At 59.4% G+C, this 15,036-nt stretch carries 17 protein-coding genes; 9 read left to right on the forward strand and 8 right to left on the reverse strand.

The features are described from left to right. Positions 1 to 60: 60 nt before the first annotated feature. The 5 genes from gatB to EGT36_RS13290 all read left to right on the forward strand — a co-directional run bounded on the left by gatB (position 61) and on the right by EGT36_RS13290 (position 3,921). Positions 61 to 1,566 (forward strand): Asp-tRNA(Asn)/Glu-tRNA(Gln) amidotransferase subunit GatB, encoded by a 1,506-nt coding sequence (gene gatB / locus EGT36_RS13270; RefSeq protein WP_037089250.1) that lies wholly within the window; start codon positions 61 to 63, stop codon positions 1,564 to 1,566. 311 nt (positions 1,567 to 1,877) lie between these two features. Then, positions 1,878 to 2,375, forward strand: a complete 498-nt coding sequence (locus tag EGT36_RS13275; protein ID WP_125270458.1) for a GNAT family N-acetyltransferase — start codon at positions 1,878 to 1,880, stop codon at positions 2,373 to 2,375. After that, the gene (locus EGT36_RS13280; RefSeq protein ID WP_037089102.1) at positions 2,372 to 2,845 is read left to right on the forward strand and encodes a GNAT family N-acetyltransferase; all 474 of its coding nucleotides are present in this window, start codon (positions 2,372 to 2,374) and stop codon (positions 2,843 to 2,845) included. Before EGT36_RS13275 ends, EGT36_RS13280 begins: the two co-directional genes overlap by 4 nt. Positions 2,846 to 2,954: 109 nt before the next feature. Next, on the forward strand, positions 2,955 to 3,353 hold the full coding sequence (locus EGT36_RS13285) for an NADH:ubiquinone oxidoreductase subunit NDUFA12 (protein WP_004441414.1): 399 nt from the start codon (positions 2,955 to 2,957) through the stop codon (positions 3,351 to 3,353). A gap of 130 nt (positions 3,354 to 3,483) precedes the next feature. Beyond that, entirely contained in the window at positions 3,484 to 3,921 is a 438-nt protein-coding gene (locus tag EGT36_RS13290) for a DUF2155 domain-containing protein (RefSeq protein ID WP_004441417.1), read from the forward strand. Positions 3,922 to 3,934: 13 nt separating this feature from the next. Here the strand turns inward: EGT36_RS13290 and aat are convergent, their stop codons facing one another. From aat to EGT36_RS13315, 5 genes are all read right to left on the reverse strand, one after another. Continuing rightward, positions 3,935 to 4,549 carry a leucyl/phenylalanyl-tRNA--protein transferase gene (gene aat / locus EGT36_RS13295; RefSeq protein ID WP_022556056.1) on the reverse strand — a complete coding sequence of 205 codons (615 nt, stop codon included), beginning with the start codon at positions 4,547 to 4,549 and terminating at the stop codon, positions 3,935 to 3,937. 6 nt (positions 4,550 to 4,555) lie between these two features. Beyond that, positions 4,556 to 5,902 (reverse strand): acetyl-CoA carboxylase biotin carboxylase subunit, encoded by a 1,347-nt coding sequence (accC, locus tag EGT36_RS13300; RefSeq protein WP_004441425.1) that lies wholly within the window; start codon positions 5,900 to 5,902, stop codon positions 4,556 to 4,558. A gap of 12 nt (positions 5,903 to 5,914) precedes the next feature. Beyond that, complete coding sequence (gene accB, locus EGT36_RS13305) at positions 5,915 to 6,403, reverse strand: acetyl-CoA carboxylase biotin carboxyl carrier protein (protein WP_004441427.1); 489 nt, start codon at positions 6,401 to 6,403, stop codon at positions 5,915 to 5,917. Positions 6,404 to 6,428: 25 nt separating this feature from the next. Further along, the gene (aroQ, locus tag EGT36_RS13310) at positions 6,429 to 6,866 is read right to left on the reverse strand and encodes a type II 3-dehydroquinate dehydratase (RefSeq protein WP_004441429.1); all 438 of its coding nucleotides are present in this window, start codon (positions 6,864 to 6,866) and stop codon (positions 6,429 to 6,431) included. Positions 6,867 to 6,991: 125 nt separating this feature from the next. After that, positions 6,992 to 7,759, reverse strand: a complete 768-nt coding sequence (locus tag EGT36_RS13315; RefSeq protein WP_125270459.1) for a DsbA family protein — start codon at positions 7,757 to 7,759, stop codon at positions 6,992 to 6,994. 173 nt (positions 7,760 to 7,932) lie between these two features. Here EGT36_RS13315 and EGT36_RS13320 point away from each other — a divergent pair, with 173 nt between their 5' ends. Then, a complete protein-coding gene (locus EGT36_RS13320; protein ID WP_006698022.1) occupies positions 7,933 to 9,090 on the forward strand; it encodes a pyridoxal phosphate-dependent aminotransferase in 1,158 nt (385 codons plus the stop codon). A 23-nt stretch (positions 9,091 to 9,113) separates the two neighbouring features. Here EGT36_RS13320 and EGT36_RS13325 read toward each other — a convergent pair whose 3' ends face one another. Further along, on the reverse strand, positions 9,114 to 9,797 hold the full coding sequence (locus EGT36_RS13325) for an ArsR/SmtB family transcription factor (RefSeq protein ID WP_022556057.1): 684 nt from the start codon (positions 9,795 to 9,797) through the stop codon (positions 9,114 to 9,116). 74 nt (positions 9,798 to 9,871) lie between these two features. On the opposite strand from EGT36_RS13325, the gene EGT36_RS13330 reads away from it, so the two are divergent. The 3 genes from EGT36_RS13330 (at position 9,872) to EGT36_RS13340 (ending at position 11,406) form a co-directional block, all read left to right on the forward strand. Next, positions 9,872 to 10,198 carry an NIPSNAP family protein gene (locus tag EGT36_RS13330; RefSeq protein ID WP_004441442.1) on the forward strand — a complete coding sequence of 109 codons (327 nt, stop codon included), beginning with the start codon at positions 9,872 to 9,874 and terminating at the stop codon, positions 10,196 to 10,198. Next, positions 10,195 to 10,557, forward strand: a complete 363-nt coding sequence (locus EGT36_RS13335) for an antibiotic biosynthesis monooxygenase family protein (RefSeq protein ID WP_037089105.1) — start codon at positions 10,195 to 10,197, stop codon at positions 10,555 to 10,557. Before EGT36_RS13330 ends, EGT36_RS13335 begins: the two co-directional genes overlap by 4 nt. Positions 10,558 to 10,701: 144 nt before the next feature. Further along, positions 10,702 to 11,406 carry an SDR family oxidoreductase gene (locus EGT36_RS13340; RefSeq protein ID WP_125270460.1) on the forward strand — a complete coding sequence of 235 codons (705 nt, stop codon included), beginning with the start codon at positions 10,702 to 10,704 and terminating at the stop codon, positions 11,404 to 11,406. Positions 11,407 to 11,634: 228 nt separating this feature from the next. Here the strand turns inward: EGT36_RS13340 and EGT36_RS13345 are convergent, their stop codons facing one another. Together EGT36_RS13345 and EGT36_RS13350 are read right to left on the reverse strand one after the other, a co-directional pair. Further along, a complete protein-coding gene (locus tag EGT36_RS13345; protein ID WP_037089107.1) occupies positions 11,635 to 14,532 on the reverse strand; it encodes an Rne/Rng family ribonuclease in 2,898 nt (965 codons plus the stop codon). 259 nt (positions 14,533 to 14,791) lie between these two features. Next, positions 14,792 to 14,932, reverse strand: a complete 141-nt coding sequence (locus tag EGT36_RS13350) for a hypothetical protein (RefSeq protein WP_003521445.1) — start codon at positions 14,930 to 14,932, stop codon at positions 14,792 to 14,794. Between the last annotated feature and the right edge of the window lie 104 nt (positions 14,933 to 15,036).

The following is a 15,036-nucleotide window of genomic DNA, read 5'->3' on the forward strand; positions in this document are numbered from 1 at the left end:
GCCAGCGCTTCATTTGTTCTACCCACCAAGGCCAAAGAACCCGTATATCGTGAGCTTCAGATGACCCTTGTAGACGTGCGCACCCCCGACCCGAAACGCTTCATTCCCGGCGCCACCGGCGATTGGGAAATCGTGATCGGCATGGAGGTGCATGCGCAGGTTCTCTCCAATTCCAAGCTGTTCTCCGGCGCCTCCACCACTTTCGGCAACGCGCCGAATTCCAACGTGTCGCTGGTCGATGCCGCCATGCCAGGCATGCTGCCTGTTATCAACGAGGAATGCGTGAAGCAGGCGGTGCGCACCGGTCTCGGCCTCAAGGCCAAGATCAACAATCGCTCGATCTTCGACCGCAAGAACTACTTCTATCCCGATTTGCCGCAGGGCTATCAGATTTCGCAGTTCAAGGATCCGATCGTCGGCGAAGGCACCATCACCATTTCGCTTGGTCCCGACCGTCAGGGCAATTTCGAGGATATCGAGATTGGCATCGAGCGCCTGCATCTGGAGCAGGACGCCGGCAAGTCGATGCACGACCAGCACCCGACCATGTCCTTCGTGGACCTGAACCGTTCGGGCGTGGCGCTGATGGAAATCGTCTCCAAGCCGGACATGCGTTCGTCGGATGAGGCGAAGGCCTATCTCACCAAGCTGCGCTCCATCGTGCGTTACCTTGGCACCTGCGACGGCAACATGGACGAAGGCTCCATGCGCGCCGACGTCAACGTCTCCGTGCGCCGTCCGGGCGAAGGCTTCGGCACGCGCTGCGAGATCAAGAACGTCAACTCCATCCGCTTCATCGGTCAGGCGATTGAATATGAGGCGCGTCGCCAGATCGCCATTCTGGAAGATGGCGGCGTCATCGATCAGGAAACCCGCCTGTTCGATCCCGGTAAGGGCGAAACGCGGTCCATGCGCTCCAAGGAAGACGCGCATGACTATCGCTATTTCCCCGATCCGGACCTGCTGCCGCTCGAATTCGATGATGCCTTCGTCGAGGCGCTGAAGGTCGATCTGCCGGAACTGCCTGATGACAAAAAGGCCCGTTTCGTCGCCGATCTCGGCCTGTCGGTCTATGACGCCTCGATTCTGGTCTCAGAAAAGGCGATTGCCGATTATTACGAAGCCGTCGCCGCCGGACGCGATCCAAAGGCTGCCGCCAACTGGGTCATCAACGACCTGCTCGGCGCGCTGAACAAGTCCGGCAAGGACATCGAGACGACGCCGGTGTCGCCCGAACAGCTCGGCGGCATCATCGATCTGATCAAGGCCGAGACCATCTCCGGCAAGATCGCCAAGGACCTGTTTGAAATCGTCTGGAACGAGGGCGGCAATCCGGCTGAAATCGTCGAGGCCCGCGGCATGAAGCAGGTGACCGATACGGGCGCCATCGAAAAGGCCGTCGACGAGATCATCGCCGCCAACCCGGATCAGGTCGAGAAGGTCAAGGCGAAGCCAACGCTCGCCGGCTGGTTCGTCGGCCAGGTCATGAAGGCGACGGGCGGCAAAGCCAACCCGCAGGCGGTGCAGGCGCTGGTGAAAGCGAAGCTCGGTATCGAGGAAGAGTAAGCGACGGCTGCCTCCCGCTCGAGTAACGGCAGAGGGTCTCCGTCATCCCGGCCTTGAGCCGGGATCCAGCCAGCCCAAGTCCTTGGGCTGAAAAGACTCTTTTCACCGCGCAGACGCGAGTCGGCTGGATGCCGGATCATCCTCGGGCTTGTTCCGGGGACCGGCATGACGGAAGTAATGGTTTTAGTCCGGATTATTCCGATTAAGCCACACGGTGGGGCAAACCAGAGGATGACGTCCAGCAAGGGCGACTGACATCACTTCTGCCGGGATCAACGCCCGGCATTTCTGTTTCAAGACGGAGCCAGATCATGTTTTTCATCCGCACAGCCAGCCTGCGTGACATCGAGCCAGTCCGGGCGCTGCTCGCGACGACATGGCACGCGACCTATGACACTATCTACGGCGCGGATAAGGTCAACCAGCTGATCGCAGCCTGGCATTCGCCGCAGGCCATGAAAGACCGCGTCGAAAAGAAGGGCGGCGAGTTCCTCGTCGCCGATGACGGCAAGCGGATCGGCGGCATGGCTTACGGCTCCATGTCGACCAAGATGGCGAAGACGGCGCTGTTGCACCAGCTTTACGTGGCGCCCGATTTACAGCGGCAGGGTGTCGGCCGCGATCTCTTCGCAGAGCTAGAAACCTGCTTTCCCGACGCGGAAATCATGCGGCTTGAGGTTGAGCCCAAAAATACTGTCGCAATCAACTTCTATGAAGGCGTCGGATTTGTCGAGGTGGACCGAATCGAGCGCATGGCGGGTATCGAGGGGCTGCCCGGCATCGTGATGGAAAAGAGCCTGACCCGATGAACGCGACCCTGGAAAATCTGATAATTCGAACGGCCCGTGAAGACGATCTGCCGGCGCTCGCCGCCATTTTTGCCGCTGACGAGATCGGCGGCCACGGCGATACGGCGGACGAATCGGCACAGCCCGATTATCTTGCCGCCTTCCGGGCAATCGAGGCCTCGCCGAGCGAAACGCTTTACGTCGCCGAACTGGATGGCGAGGTGGTCGGCACCTTTCAGACGGCGATCCTCACCAAGCTCGTCGGGCGAGGGGCCAAGTCTATGGTCATCGAAGCGGTGCAGACAAGGGCCGACATGCGCGGTCGCGGCATCGGCGCGGTGATGATCAACTATTGTCTTGATGAAGCCCGCCGTCAGGACCTGAAAGCCGCGCAGCTCACCTCCAACATGGCCCGGTTGGACGCGCACCGCTTCTACGAGCGGCTGGGTTTCGAGAAGCGGCATCTTGGCTTCAGGATGAAGCTGAAATAGCACGGATATATCTTGAAATGCTGGACAATTGGCGTGAGGGGCGGCATAAGCATGTCTTGTGCCGTGCACGGAAAATCGCTGCGGCGCATTCAAGCCTGAGGAACGTAGAATGAAGACTCTCCTGACGCAAATCTTCACCTGGTGGAACGGCCAGACGATCGGAACGCGGTTTCACACCTGGCGTTTCGGCAAGAAGGTGGGGCAGGACGAGTTGGGTAACACCTATTACGAAGGCGGCACCACCTCCTGGGGCATGCCACGCCGCTGGGTGATCTATAACGGCTACGCTGAGGCCTCTGCCATTCCGCCCGGCTGGCATGGCTGGATGCATTACCGCACCGACGTTCCGCCGAGCCAGGAAAGCTACGTTGCGCGCGAGTGGCAGAAGCCGCATCAGCCAAACCTTACAGGCTCGTCCAAGGCCTATCGCCCTCAGGGCTCGCTGGCTGTGGCCGGGGAGCGCCCGCGTGTGACCGGCGACTACGACGCCTGGACACCCGGCAACTGAGCTATCGCGATGCGCGGTGTTGTGCAAAACGCCGCGCATGCATCCGGCCTCACCGGTTTTTGCCACATTCCGCCCTTAGGCGTTGATCCGGTCGGCGTCCCGACACAGGCAAATTTTGGAGACACATCGTATGAGGAAAATCACGCGGGACCGTTCTTTGCGTGCGCTAACGGTGACGCTGTTCGCGGCGGTTTCTGCTGCCTTCCTCATTTCGCCCGTCTCCGCCGCCCGGCTTGAAAACCGCGTAGCGGTCTTTTCCGGCATCGACAAGATCACGGGCCGCATCACGTCCTTCGATGTCTATATCGATGAGACGGTGCAGTTCGGCGCGCTTCAGGTCACGCCGAAGGTCTGTTACTCGCGCGACCAGACGGAAGCGCAGAAGATCGACGCATTTGTCGAAGTGGATGAAATCACCCTCGACCGTAAAATCCGTCGCATCTTCACCGGCTGGATGTTCGCCGACAGCCCCGGCCTCAACGCCGTGGAACACCCGATCTATGACGTATGGCTGACGGGTTGCAAACAGGACTCGGAAGTGCCTGCTCCCTCTACGGCAAGCAAATAACCCAAGGTAACGTCTAGAATTGCAGACTCGGCCGATTGACGGCGACGTCGAGCATTTTCGCATATTCAAGCTTCGGCACATCGATGGCGCCGAACGTTTTCAAATGCTCCGTCGTGAATTGAGTGTCGAGCAGCACGAAGCCGCTTGCTTTTAATCTCTCCACCAGATGCACGAGGCAAATCTTCGATGCATTGGTGCGACGGGAGAACATGCTTTCACCAAAGAATGCCGCTCCCAGCGAAACGCCGTAGAGGCCGCCGACAAGCTCCTTGCCTTCCCAGGCCTCGACGCTATGGGCATGGCCGATCTGATGCAGTTCGCTATAAAGCCTGCGAATGGTGGCGTTGATCCAGGTACTTGGCCTGTCCGGCGCCTCTGCGGCGCAGCCCGCCATGACAGCCTCGAAAGCGGTGTTGAAGCGTATGTCGAATGGCTTCTTGCGCATCGCTTTGGCGAGGCTTTTGGAAATGTGGAAGGAATTGAGCGGGATGATACCGCGCACTTCCGGCTCGACCCAGAAAAGCTCGGGATCGTCAGCCGAATCGGCCATCGGAAACAGGCCGGCGGAATAGGCGCGCAGCAGGATATCGACCGTTATGTCGTTATTTCTGCTGCGCCGCCCAGCCATATCGTCTTAGTGAGACGCGTCACCGGCCAGATATTTTTCCAGCCAGTGAATATCATAATCGCCCTTCAGGATATCCTCATTCTGAAGAAGATCCTGGAAAAGCGGCAGCGTGGTCTTGATGCCGTCGACGACGAATTCGTCGAGCGCCCGACGCAGGCGGCGAATGCATTCGTCACGGTCGCGGCCGTGAACGATGAGCTTGCCGATCATGCTGTCGTAATAGGGCGGGATCTTGTAGCCCTGATATGCGCCCGAATCGACGCGCACACCAAGGCCGCCCGGCGTGTGGAAATAGGTCAGCGTGCCAGGCGAGGGAACGAAGGTGCGCGGGTCCTCGGCATTGATACGGCATTCGATGGCGTGGCCATGAAATTCGATATCGGCCTGCGTGACCGAGAGGCCCTGACCCGATGCGACGCGGATCTGTTCCTGCACGAGATCCATGCCGGTAATCGCTTCCGTGACCGGATGCTCCACCTGCAGACGCGTGTTCATTTCGATGAAATAGAACTCGCCGTTTTCATAAAGGAACTCGATGGTGCCGGCACCGCGATATTTCAGCTTGCGCATGGCGCTCGCGCAAATCTCGCCGATCTTCATGCGCTGTTCAACCGTCAGAGCCGGAGAATTGGCTTCTTCCAGCACCTTCTGGTGGCGACGCTGCAACGAGCAATCGCGCTCTCCGAGATGAATGGCATTGCCTTCACCGTCGCCGAACACCTGCACTTCGATATGGCGTGGCTTGCCGAGGTACTTTTCCATGTAGACGGCGTCGTTGCCGAATGCTGCTGCCGCTTCGGAGCGGGCAGTCGCAACGGCCTCTTCCAGATCGGCCTCGGTCTTCGCCACCTTCATGCCGCGACCACCGCCGCCGGCGGTTGCCTTGATGAGGACCGGAAAGCCGATCGTGCGTGCGATTTCCAGCGCGTTCTCAGGCTTCACTTCGCCATCGGAGCCGGGAACCACGGGAATGCCAAGTTCCTGCGCCGTCTGCTTGGCGGTGATCTTGTCGCCCATGATGCGGATATGCTCGGCGGTCGGCCCGATGAAGGTGATACCGTGCGCGTCAAGGATATCGGCAAACTTGGCGTTTTCCGACAGGAAGCCGTAGCCGGGGTGAACGGCGTCCGCACCTGTTATTTCGCAGGCCGCAACGATCTGGTGGATGTTGAGGTAGCTGTCACGCGAGGGCGGCGGGCCGATGCATACGCTTTCGTCGGCGAGGCGCACATGCATGGCGTCCGCGTCCGCCGTGGAATGCACGGCGACGGTGGGAATGCCAAGCTCCTTGGCGGCGCGCAGGACGCGCAGCGCAATTTCGCCGCGGTTGGCTATGAGGATCTTCGAAACCATGCTGAACCGCCTTTATTCGATGACCACGAGGGCTTCGCCATACTCCACGGGCTGTGCGTCGTTGACGATGATTTCCACGACCTTGCCGGACTTCGGAGCCGGGATCTGGTTCATGGTCTTCATGGCCTCGACGATGAGAAGTGTCTGGCCTTCCTTGACGGTTGCGCCGACTTCGATGAAGGGGCGGGCGCCAGGGGCTGGCGAGAGATAGACTGTGCCAACCATGGGCGAAGACACGGTGTTTGCCGGGTTGCGTGCCGGTGCAGCGGCTGCTGCCGGAGCAGCAGGGGCCGCGATTGCCGGCGCGGCGGGCGCTGCTGCGGGCGCCGGTGCATAAGCGGGCGGTGCTGCGGCATAAACCGTGGCTGCGGGAGCGGCGCGCGAAACGCGGATGCGCAGGTCATCCTGCTCCACTTCGATTTCCGAAAGGTCGGTATCGTTGAGGATATTCGCGAGTTCGCGGATCAGTTCCTTGTCGATACCCTGTTTCTTTTCAGACATGACAAACCCTATTCTTTGTTTCTTTTTATGCCGTGATGTTTTTCAGCGCGTGAAGCGCCATGACGTATCCATATGGTCCGAAACCACAGACCATGCCCTTCGCTGCCGGTGAGACCATCGATTTGTGGCGGAACTCTTCCCGGGCGTGGATGTTGGAAATGTGCACTTCCACGACGGGCGTGGAAATCGCGCGAATGGCGTCGTGCAACGCGATAGAGGTGTGGCTGTAAGCGCCGGGATTGATGACGACACCCGCCGCCCTTTCTCCCGCCTCATGCAACCAGTCCACGAGCACGCCTTCGTGGTTGGACTGGCGGAATTCCACTGCGAAACCGAGATCGGCACCGGCTTGAAGACAATCATTCTCGATGTCCTTCAGCGTCTTGCCACCATAGATACCCGGTTCCCTTTTTCCCAGCATGTTGAGATTGGGGCCGTTGATGACGATGATGATGTTGCTCATTCACGTTTCCATACGAAAATCAGCGACACCTATAGACTGCGCAGCCGCCAAGGAAAAGCCCCTGCAAGCCGCAAACCGGCCGTCAGGCCGGCATCTCACAGGGAATGCACTTGCTTTTTTAGCAATCAGGAGCAGGTAGCTTTACCGCAGCTGCGCATATTGGCGATTTTCTCCTTCAGCGGGTCGGCACCGACGGCGCCGAAAACCGCCTCGTCGCCGACGATATAAGACGGCGTTCCCGTGATGCCGAGGCTGTTTGCCAGCTTGTAGGTTTCCTGCACCTGCGCATCATTGGGGTTTTCCGCCATCGACTTGCGGATATCGGCTTCCTTGAGGCCGAGCGAGGTCGCGACTTCCATCGCGCTGTCCTCATTCGCCCGTCCGCGAGCGCCGAGGAGCGTGCGCTGGAACTCCGGATATTTGGCAGGCGCCAGCAACTTTACGGCATTGGAGACGCGGTGGGCGGCAACCGATTCCGGTCCGAGGATCGGGAATTCCTTGAGCACGACGCGTATTTTCTTGTCGCTCTTCAGGATGTTGTCCATGTCTCCCATGGCGCGTTTGCAATAACCACAGTTGTAATCGAAGAACTCAACGAGTGTGACGTCGCCATCGGGATTGCCGAGTGCCAGATCGAATTTCGATTCGAAGATCGCCTTTTTGTTGTCGGCGACCGCCTCTGCCGCCTTGGCGTTGCGCGCCGCATATTGCTTGCGCTCAAGCGCATCCTGAACCTCAAGCATGATCTCCGGGTTCTCGATCAGATACTGCTTGATGAACTCGCCCATTTCCTTCTTCTGCTGCTCATCGAGCGCATGCGCGGGCAGGGAGGCGAATACCGCTGAAAGGGCCGTCGCGCTGGCAAGAAGGGTGGAACGGAGAAAATGCGCCATATCGGTCCTCATTTTGTGCGGCCGGAGCCTCTTGAAATCTTATGAAGGCAATTACCTTACTTTAAGCCAAATGCCATACGGCAAAAATACTTGTCCGCATTATGGTCGCATGATTGTGAAGATTGTGATTCTGCGGCAAGTCTCTGAAATACGGTTCAGGAAAGAGCATGCCCTTGATTACGATGTCGAAGCGGAGCGCAGTCGAACCCTTTCACGCCATGGATATTCTGGCGGAGGCGAACAGGCGCAGGCAGGCGGGCCGCCCCGTCATTTCCATGGCGGTCGGCCAGCCCTCCCATCCCGCACCGAAGGCGTCGCTGGCAGCGGCTCAAGAGGCGCTGAAACATGGGCGGATCGGTTATACCGATGCGCTCGGCCTGCGCGAACTGCGGGAGGCGATTGCCGGCCATTACCGGTTGCGTCACCAGGTCGCGATCGATCCGGCTCGCATCGCCGTGACAACGGGCTCGTCAGCGGCCTTCAATCTTGCCTTTCTCAGCCTTTTCGACGCAGGCGATCATGTCGCGATCGCGAGGCCCGGTTATCCGGCCTATCGCAATATCCTGAAGGCTCTCGGCCTCAACGTCGTGGAAGTGCCGGTCACGGCTGAAACCGGCTACACGCTGACGCCGGCAAGCCTGGAGCGTGCGGAAACGAAAGCGGGCTGCAAGCTGAAGGGCGTTCTGCTGGCAAGCCCGGCCAATCCGACCGGCACCGTCACAGGCCGCGAGGCGCTGAAGCGGCTTGCGACCTATTGCGAAAGCCGCGACATGGCCTTCATTTCCGATGAGATTTACCACGGCCTTACCTTCGTCGGCGAAGAGACGAGCGCACTCGAAATCACCGACAATGCGGTGGTCATCAATTCCTTCTCCAAATATTATTGCATGACGGGTTGGCGCATCGGTTGGATGGTCTTGCCGGAAAACCTCGTCCGTCCGGTCGAGTGTCTGGCCCAGAGCCTTTATATTTCCCCGCCTGAACTGTCGCAGCTTGCGGCGACCGCAGCCTTTTCGGCGGCAGAGGAACTGGATGTCTATCGGGAGAGCTATCGCACCAATCGCGATTTCCTGATGGCGCGACTGCCGGAAATAGGCCTGCCGCTGGCATCCCCCATGGATGGCGCGTTTTATGCCTATGTCGATACCAGCCGTTTTTCCAATGACAGCATGGATTTCGCAAAGCGTATGCTGGCAGAAATCGACGTGGCAGCGACACCCGGCATGGATTTCGACCCGGAGGAAGGCCACAGGGCGCTGCGCATTTCTTATGCGGGTTCCGTGTCTGACATTGCCGAGGCCGTTGGGCGTATAGCCGGCTGGCTGAAATAATCGGGTATCATACGGTGGAGAGATCAGGCGGGCGTGCAGCCAAAGGTGCTGTTGAACGCCTTTTCACCCTTGGCAGTAAAGGTCAGCACACGGCCATTTCCGCGCCGCAACCAGTCGCGCTGCTGCATCGCTTCAAGAAGCGATGCGCCAAGCCCGCCGCCGAGGTGATGCCGGCGTTCGCTCCAGTCCAGGCAATGCAGGCAGACCGGGCGGCGGGCCTTTTCGAGCGGCGAAAGGTCTATGCCGAAGTTCGAGAAGAAGTCGCGTCCGCTCTCGGTTAAGGCAGGATCATCACCTAACGTCACGAGACCCTTTGCTGTAATGGCGGCAAGCAGTGCCACGCCGCTTTCCCCGGCCAGATGATCGTAGCAGATGCGCGCCTCACGCAGCGCCTTGTCCTTCGGCCCGGTGCGCACACGTACCGCGCCAGTGCGTTGGGCAAGCCCCATCAACGCTTCCAGAACCTGCGCCACATCCTCATCGGAGAGGCGGAAATATCGATGTCGCCCCTGTTTTTCCGCTTTCAGCAATTGTGCGTCCGAGAGCTTTGACAGGTGCCCGCTGGCAGTTTGCAGGGTCACACCCGCGGCTTCCGCCAGCTCGCTCGCGGTCAGCGCGCGCCCGTCCATCAGCGCCGTCAAGATGTTGGCGCGGGCAGGATCGCCGATAAGGGCGGCAACGTTGGCAATCACGGGTCCGTCTTTCATGCTTCGATGGTAACCGAAGCATCGAGGCATGGCAATGGCGTAGAAGGGAGAGGCAGAACATGAGGAGACAAACGATGCTAACCTGTTTCATCCGCTACGAGATCGATCCTTTCAAGGTCGATGCCTTCGAACGCTATGCCCGCAACTGGGGAGAGGCGATCCCGCGTTGCGGGGCTGATCTGATCGGTTATTACGCGCCGAAGGAGGGATCGAGCACCATTGCCTACGGTGTCTACAACATCGAAAACCTCGCCGCTTACGAAGCCTATAGGGCGCGGCTCGCCGCCGATCCGGCCGGGCAGGAAAATTATGAATTCGCGCGCCGCGAACAATTCATCCGTCGCGAGGACCGACTGTTTCTGCGCCTCGCGTCCGCCCCCCATGCGGGAGCCGGACGATGATCGCCGTTATTTTTGAGGTCTGGCCAGCCGCAGGCGAGAAGCAACATTATCTGGATATAGCCGCCGGCCTGCGGGCAGAACTTGAAACCATCGACGGTTTCCTCTCCGTCGAGCGGTTTCAGAGCATCGGCAATCCGGACAAGATGCTCCCCTTGTCGTTCTTCCGTGATGAGGAGGCGGTGAAGGCGTGGCGCAACACCCTGCCTCATCGCGCCGCCCAGTCGCTCGGCCGGACTGGCGTCTTCTCCGATTACAGGTTGCGTATCGCGCATGTGATGCGTGACTATGGTTTGCAGGAGAGGGAGGAAGCACCGGCGGATAGCCGGTCTGCTCACCCAACGGGTGTCGGCCCGGGCTGACGCATCAGCATCAATTTTTCTGTATGCCTCGACAAGCCTTTCTGGTTCGAACTCGTCTTGGAAACCCGTTAAAGATGAGACAGTTTAAGCTGAACAAGGACCGCCATACGGGCTGTCCGTCAGACCTGGAATGGGAGAAAAGCGATGTCGGCAGAAAAAGTGGCGGTGGTGACGGCAGGCGGCAGCGGCATGGGAGCTGCCGTTGCGAAACGACTGGCCGCGGATGGTTACAAGCTCGCTATCCTGTCGTCTTCTGGCAAGGGAGAGGCGCTGGCGAAAGAGTTGGGCGGCATTGGCGTTACCGGTTCCAACCAGTCCAATGAAGACCTGCAACGGCTGACGGAGCTGGCGCTTGAGAGATACGGCCGTATCGACGTGCTGGTGAACAGCGCCGGCCATGGCCCGCGCGCCGCCATCCTCGATATTACCGACGAACAATGGCATACCGGGCTCGATGTCTACCTCATGAACGTCATTCGCCCGACGCGCATCATCGCCCCGGTCATGGTAAGGCAGAGGGCGGGCGCGATCGTCAACATCTCGACTGCCTGGGCTTTCGAACCGAGCAGTATGTTCCCCACATCCGCCGTGTTCCGCGCCGGCCTTGCCTCCTACACCAAGATTTTTGCCGATACCTACGCAGCCGATAATGTCCGCATGAACAATGTCCTTCCCGGCTGGATCGACAGCCTGCCGGCGACGGAAGAACGCCGCGAAAGCGTTCCGATGCAACGTTACGGCAAGAGCGAAGAGATCGCCGCCACAGTGGCATTTCTCGCATCTGAGGGGGCAGGATATATTACCGGCCAGAATATCCGCGTGGATGGTGGTCTCACGAGGTCTGTCTGACGGTTGGCCTCTCCCACTCCTCATCCCGTGCCTGTTAAAGGGATCCAGCCAGCCCAGGTCCTTGGGCTGAAAGGGCGCTCCCGCCGTGAGCATGCGTTGACTGCGTTCCTGTGACAAGCATGGGATGAGAAAATGTCAGTGGCCCTAAAAGGGCCCGTTCTTTGCATCCATAAAAGAAAACGCCCGCAACATCGTTGCGGGCGTCTTTTATCCAAAATGTAGCTTCTCTCAGAAGAAGCCGCGGCGCTGCCACCAGCCGCCCTTGCGCGGCTTCGGCTCATCGCCATCGGGATTGGGAGACGACGATGTAACCACCGGCTCCGAAGTTGAAACATTGCTGCCCCGGTTCGCGCGGACCTTTTCTTCGCTCGCCGGTGCTCCCGCCTGCGGAGCGACATCGGCCGACGCTTCGCCTGCTTCTTCAACAGCGACATCCACGACGGTTTCCTCAACGATCACCGGCTCTACCGTTTCAACGGCTTCGGCCTTCGGCGCTTCTTCGGTTTCCGTCTTGGCCTTCGCCTTGCGGGTACGGCGCGGCTTCTTCGGCGCTTCCTCTTCCACGACGTCGGCAACGACACCTTCCACCACTTCGGCTGCGGTCGCCTCTTCGGTTACCGGTGCCTCAGTTACAGGCGCTTCGTCGCTTTCGCTTTCGCCTTCGTCCTCAGCGCCGGAAGCGTCGAGAGCTTCGTCCTCTGCACGATTGCGGCGACCGCCTCGCTTCCCGCGGCGGCGGCGCTTGCGCTTGCTTTCCTCTTCGGAGGTTACAGCTTCCGCGGTGCCGTTTTCCGTCTCAACGCCATTGTCATCGGTGTCGATCCCGTCGTCATCACCCTCGGCATCGTCGCCGTCAGCGTCGTTGCCGGAACCGGCCTCAAGCGAGCCGTTCTGGTCGTTCTGACCGCCCTTGCCACGACGGCGGCGACGGCGCTTGCGCTTGCGCTTGCCTTCTTCGCCATTGTCGCCCTGCTGCTGCTGACGGGGCTGGGCGCTTTCGGTCTTGACGATTTCTTCCTCGTCTTCGTCCTCTTCCACCTCGGCGACAAAATCGTCTTCTTCTTCCACGAAGTTCGGCAGCATCTGGATGAGGCTTTCGATCTTCACGGGATTTTCGACGGCTTCACCGCGATCGATGGCGAAATGCTGGGCGCCGACGCCGGAGTCGGCGGCAATGATGATCGACACGCCGAAGCGGCCTTCATAATCGACAATCGTGCCGCGCTTGTGGTTGAGCAGATAGAGCGCCGTTTCCGGCGTGCAACGCACGGTGATGTTGTGGGTGGTGTTGCGCAGCAGATATTCCTCGACGCCACGCAGCACATGCAGCGCGATGGAGGATTCCGAACGCACATGACCCGTGCCGCCACAATGCTGGCAGACCTGCGTGGTCGATTCCAGCACCGAAGCGCGAATGCGCTGGCGCGACATTTCCAGAAGACCGAAATGCGAGATGCGGCCGACCTGGATGCGCGCACGGTCGTTCTTCAGGCAGTCCTTGAGCTTCTTCTCTACGGCGCGGTTGTTGCGCTTTTCTTCCATGTCGATGAAGTCGATGACGACAAGACCGGCAAGGTCGCGCAGACGCAGCTGGCGTGCCACTTCTTCCGCAGCTTCCAGGTTGGTCGTCAGCGCGGTTTCCTCGATGGAATGCTCGCGTGTCGAACGGCCGGAGTTGACGTCGATGGAGACCAGCGCTTCGGTCTGGTTGATGATGAGGTAGCCACCGGACTTCAGCGTCACCTGGGGCTGCAGCATGCGGTCGAGCTGCGCTTCGATGCCGGAGCGCGAGAAGATCGGGTGAATGTCGCGGTAAGGCTGAACAACCTTGGCGTGGCTCGGCATCAGCATCTTCATGAAGTCTTTCGCTTCACGATAGCCTTCTTCGCCGGAAACGATGATCTCGCTGATATCCTTGTTATAGAGATCGCGGATCGAACGCTTGATCAGCGAGCCTTCCTCGTAAACGAGGCAGGGAGCCGTGGAATTCAGCGTCAGCGTGCGGACGTTTTCCCACAGGCGCATCAGATATTCAAAGTCGCGCTTGATTTCGACGCGGGTGCGGTTGGCGCCTGCGGTGCGCAGAATGACGCCCATACCCTGCGGCACTTCCAGATCGCGCGCGATTTCTTTCAGACGTTTGCGGTCGGTCGGCTGGGTGATCTTGCGGGAAATACCGCCGCCACGCGCCGTATTCGGCATCAGCACGGAGTAACGGCCGGCCAGCGACAGATAGGTGGTGAGTGCAGCACCCTTGTTGCCGCGCTCTTCCTTGGCCACCTGCACGAGAAGGATCTGGCGGCGCTTGATGACTTCCTGGATGCGGTATTGTTTGCGCGGCTTGCGGGCAACGCGATCCGGAACTTCTTCCATGGCGTCTTCGGCGCCGACGGATTCAATCACTTCCTTTTCGTGATGATCGTCATCATCATCGTCGTCATCATCGTCATTGCCGCGGCGAAGACCTTCGACTTCCTCGGAAATCGTGTCGGTATCGACCATCGCGGCCATTTCACCGCCGGTGCTGCCATCGTCTTCGGAAGAAGCGTCTGCCGCCTCGGCTGCGATTTCTTCAGCTGTCTTCTTCTTGGCGCGGGGGCGGCGAACGCGCTTCTTCGGCTTTTCTTCCTCAGCCGGCGCTTCTTCCGCGACGACTTCGACGGCCGCTTCTTCGGAAGCCGCTTCCACGACGGGTGCAGCTTCTTCCGTCACAACGGTCTCGGTGGTTTCGCTTGCAGAAACGATGCCGACATCCGGCTGATCCACCTGCGAAAGGTCGATCATCGGGGCGGCGGGCTCAGGCGCATCGGCCGATTCGAAATCGTCGCTGCGGCGATGATCCTCGGCTTCCGCTTTCAGCAGGGCCTGACGATCAGCGAGCGGGATCTGGTAATAATCCGGATGGATTTCCGCGAAAGCGAGAAAGCCGTGACGGTTTCCACCGTAATCCACAAAGGCCGCCTGGAGGGAGGGCTCAACGCGGGTGACCTTGGCAAGGTAGATATTGCCGCGGATCTGTTTTTTGTGTTCCGATTCAAAATCGAATTCTTCGATCCGGTTCCCACGGACAACGACTACGCGTGTCTCCTCTTCGTGGGAGGCGTCGATAAGCATTTTGTCTGCCATGTAAGCTGTGCTCCTCGGCGCAGCCTTGTTTTATACGAGAACAGGCCCGCCACACGGACGAGCCTTTCATATGAGTGCAAGGATGTGCCGGAAATGAAGTCTCCTGCCGGGCGTCTGTAAACTGGCAGCATCCGGACCGACGGCGAGGCGCTTGGCCTGCTCCTGGTATCCGGTTCATGTGAAAACTGCTGCGACATCATTGGCCAGGCGGAACGACAATAATATATAGACCCCTTGGGGTCCGATGAATTTGCTCTCCTCAGAGCGGCGGTGGCAGCGCCACCGGGTAGGTCTCCGGCCACGGCCGGAATTGATCGAGTTTCAGGATAAATGTAACGACGGCAGATGATTGCCCGATTTGCAGCGCCAGCGTCTTTTTCGATTGGCAGCCGGCGGGCATCTATCCCGTCAACACTTTTAACCCTCATCCATGTTGTATGTTTTCTCTGTCATAATAGCAATAGGCTGGCTAAATATGCCATATTGTTGGTGGAATTTCCGGGT

Origin of the sequence: Agrobacterium sp. FDAARGOS_525, from assembly GCF_003938925.1 — a bacterium.
Classification (GTDB): domain Bacteria; phylum Pseudomonadota; class Alphaproteobacteria; order Rhizobiales; family Rhizobiaceae; genus Agrobacterium; species Agrobacterium pusense.

What these genes read in the sequence shown, in the direction of transcription:
- gatB (WP_037089250.1), top strand. Translation starts at nt 61, where the DNA reads ATGACCCTTGTAGACGTGCGCACCCCCGACCCGAAACGCTTCATTCCC.
- EGT36_RS13275 (WP_125270458.1), top strand. Translation starts at nt 1,878, where the DNA reads ATGTTTTTCATCCGCACAGCCAGCCTGCGTGACATCGAGCCAGTCCGG.
- EGT36_RS13280 (WP_037089102.1), top strand. Translation starts at nt 2,372, where the DNA reads ATGAACGCGACCCTGGAAAATCTGATAATTCGAACGGCCCGTGAAGAC.
- EGT36_RS13285 (WP_004441414.1), top strand. Translation starts at nt 2,955, where the DNA reads ATGAAGACTCTCCTGACGCAAATCTTCACCTGGTGGAACGGCCAGACG.
- EGT36_RS13290 (WP_004441417.1), top strand. Translation starts at nt 3,484, where the DNA reads ATGAGGAAAATCACGCGGGACCGTTCTTTGCGTGCGCTAACGGTGACG.
- aat (WP_022556056.1), bottom strand. Translation starts at nt 4,549, where the DNA reads ATGGCTGGGCGGCGCAGCAGAAATAACGACATAACGGTCGATATCCTG.
- accC (WP_004441425.1), bottom strand. Translation starts at nt 5,902, where the DNA reads ATGGTTTCGAAGATCCTCATAGCCAACCGCGGCGAAATTGCGCTGCGC.
- accB (WP_004441427.1), bottom strand. Translation starts at nt 6,403, where the DNA reads ATGTCTGAAAAGAAACAGGGTATCGACAAGGAACTGATCCGCGAACTC.
- aroQ (WP_004441429.1), bottom strand. Translation starts at nt 6,866, where the DNA reads ATGAGCAACATCATCATCGTCATCAACGGCCCCAATCTCAACATGCTG.
- EGT36_RS13315 (WP_125270459.1), bottom strand. Translation starts at nt 7,759, where the DNA reads ATGGCGCATTTTCTCCGTTCCACCCTTCTTGCCAGCGCGACGGCCCTT.
- EGT36_RS13325 (WP_022556057.1), bottom strand. Translation starts at nt 9,797, where the DNA reads ATGAAAGACGGACCCGTGATTGCCAACGTTGCCGCCCTTATCGGCGAT.
- EGT36_RS13330 (WP_004441442.1), top strand. Translation starts at nt 9,872, where the DNA reads ATGCTAACCTGTTTCATCCGCTACGAGATCGATCCTTTCAAGGTCGAT.
- EGT36_RS13335 (WP_037089105.1), top strand. Translation starts at nt 10,195, where the DNA reads ATGATCGCCGTTATTTTTGAGGTCTGGCCAGCCGCAGGCGAGAAGCAA.
- EGT36_RS13340 (WP_125270460.1), top strand. Translation starts at nt 10,702, where the DNA reads ATGTCGGCAGAAAAAGTGGCGGTGGTGACGGCAGGCGGCAGCGGCATG.
- EGT36_RS13345 (WP_037089107.1), bottom strand. Translation starts at nt 14,532, where the DNA reads ATGGCAGACAAAATGCTTATCGACGCCTCCCACGAAGAGGAGACACGC.
- EGT36_RS13350 (WP_003521445.1), bottom strand. Translation starts at nt 14,932, where the DNA reads ATGCCCGCCGGCTGCCAATCGAAAAAGACGCTGGCGCTGCAAATCGGG.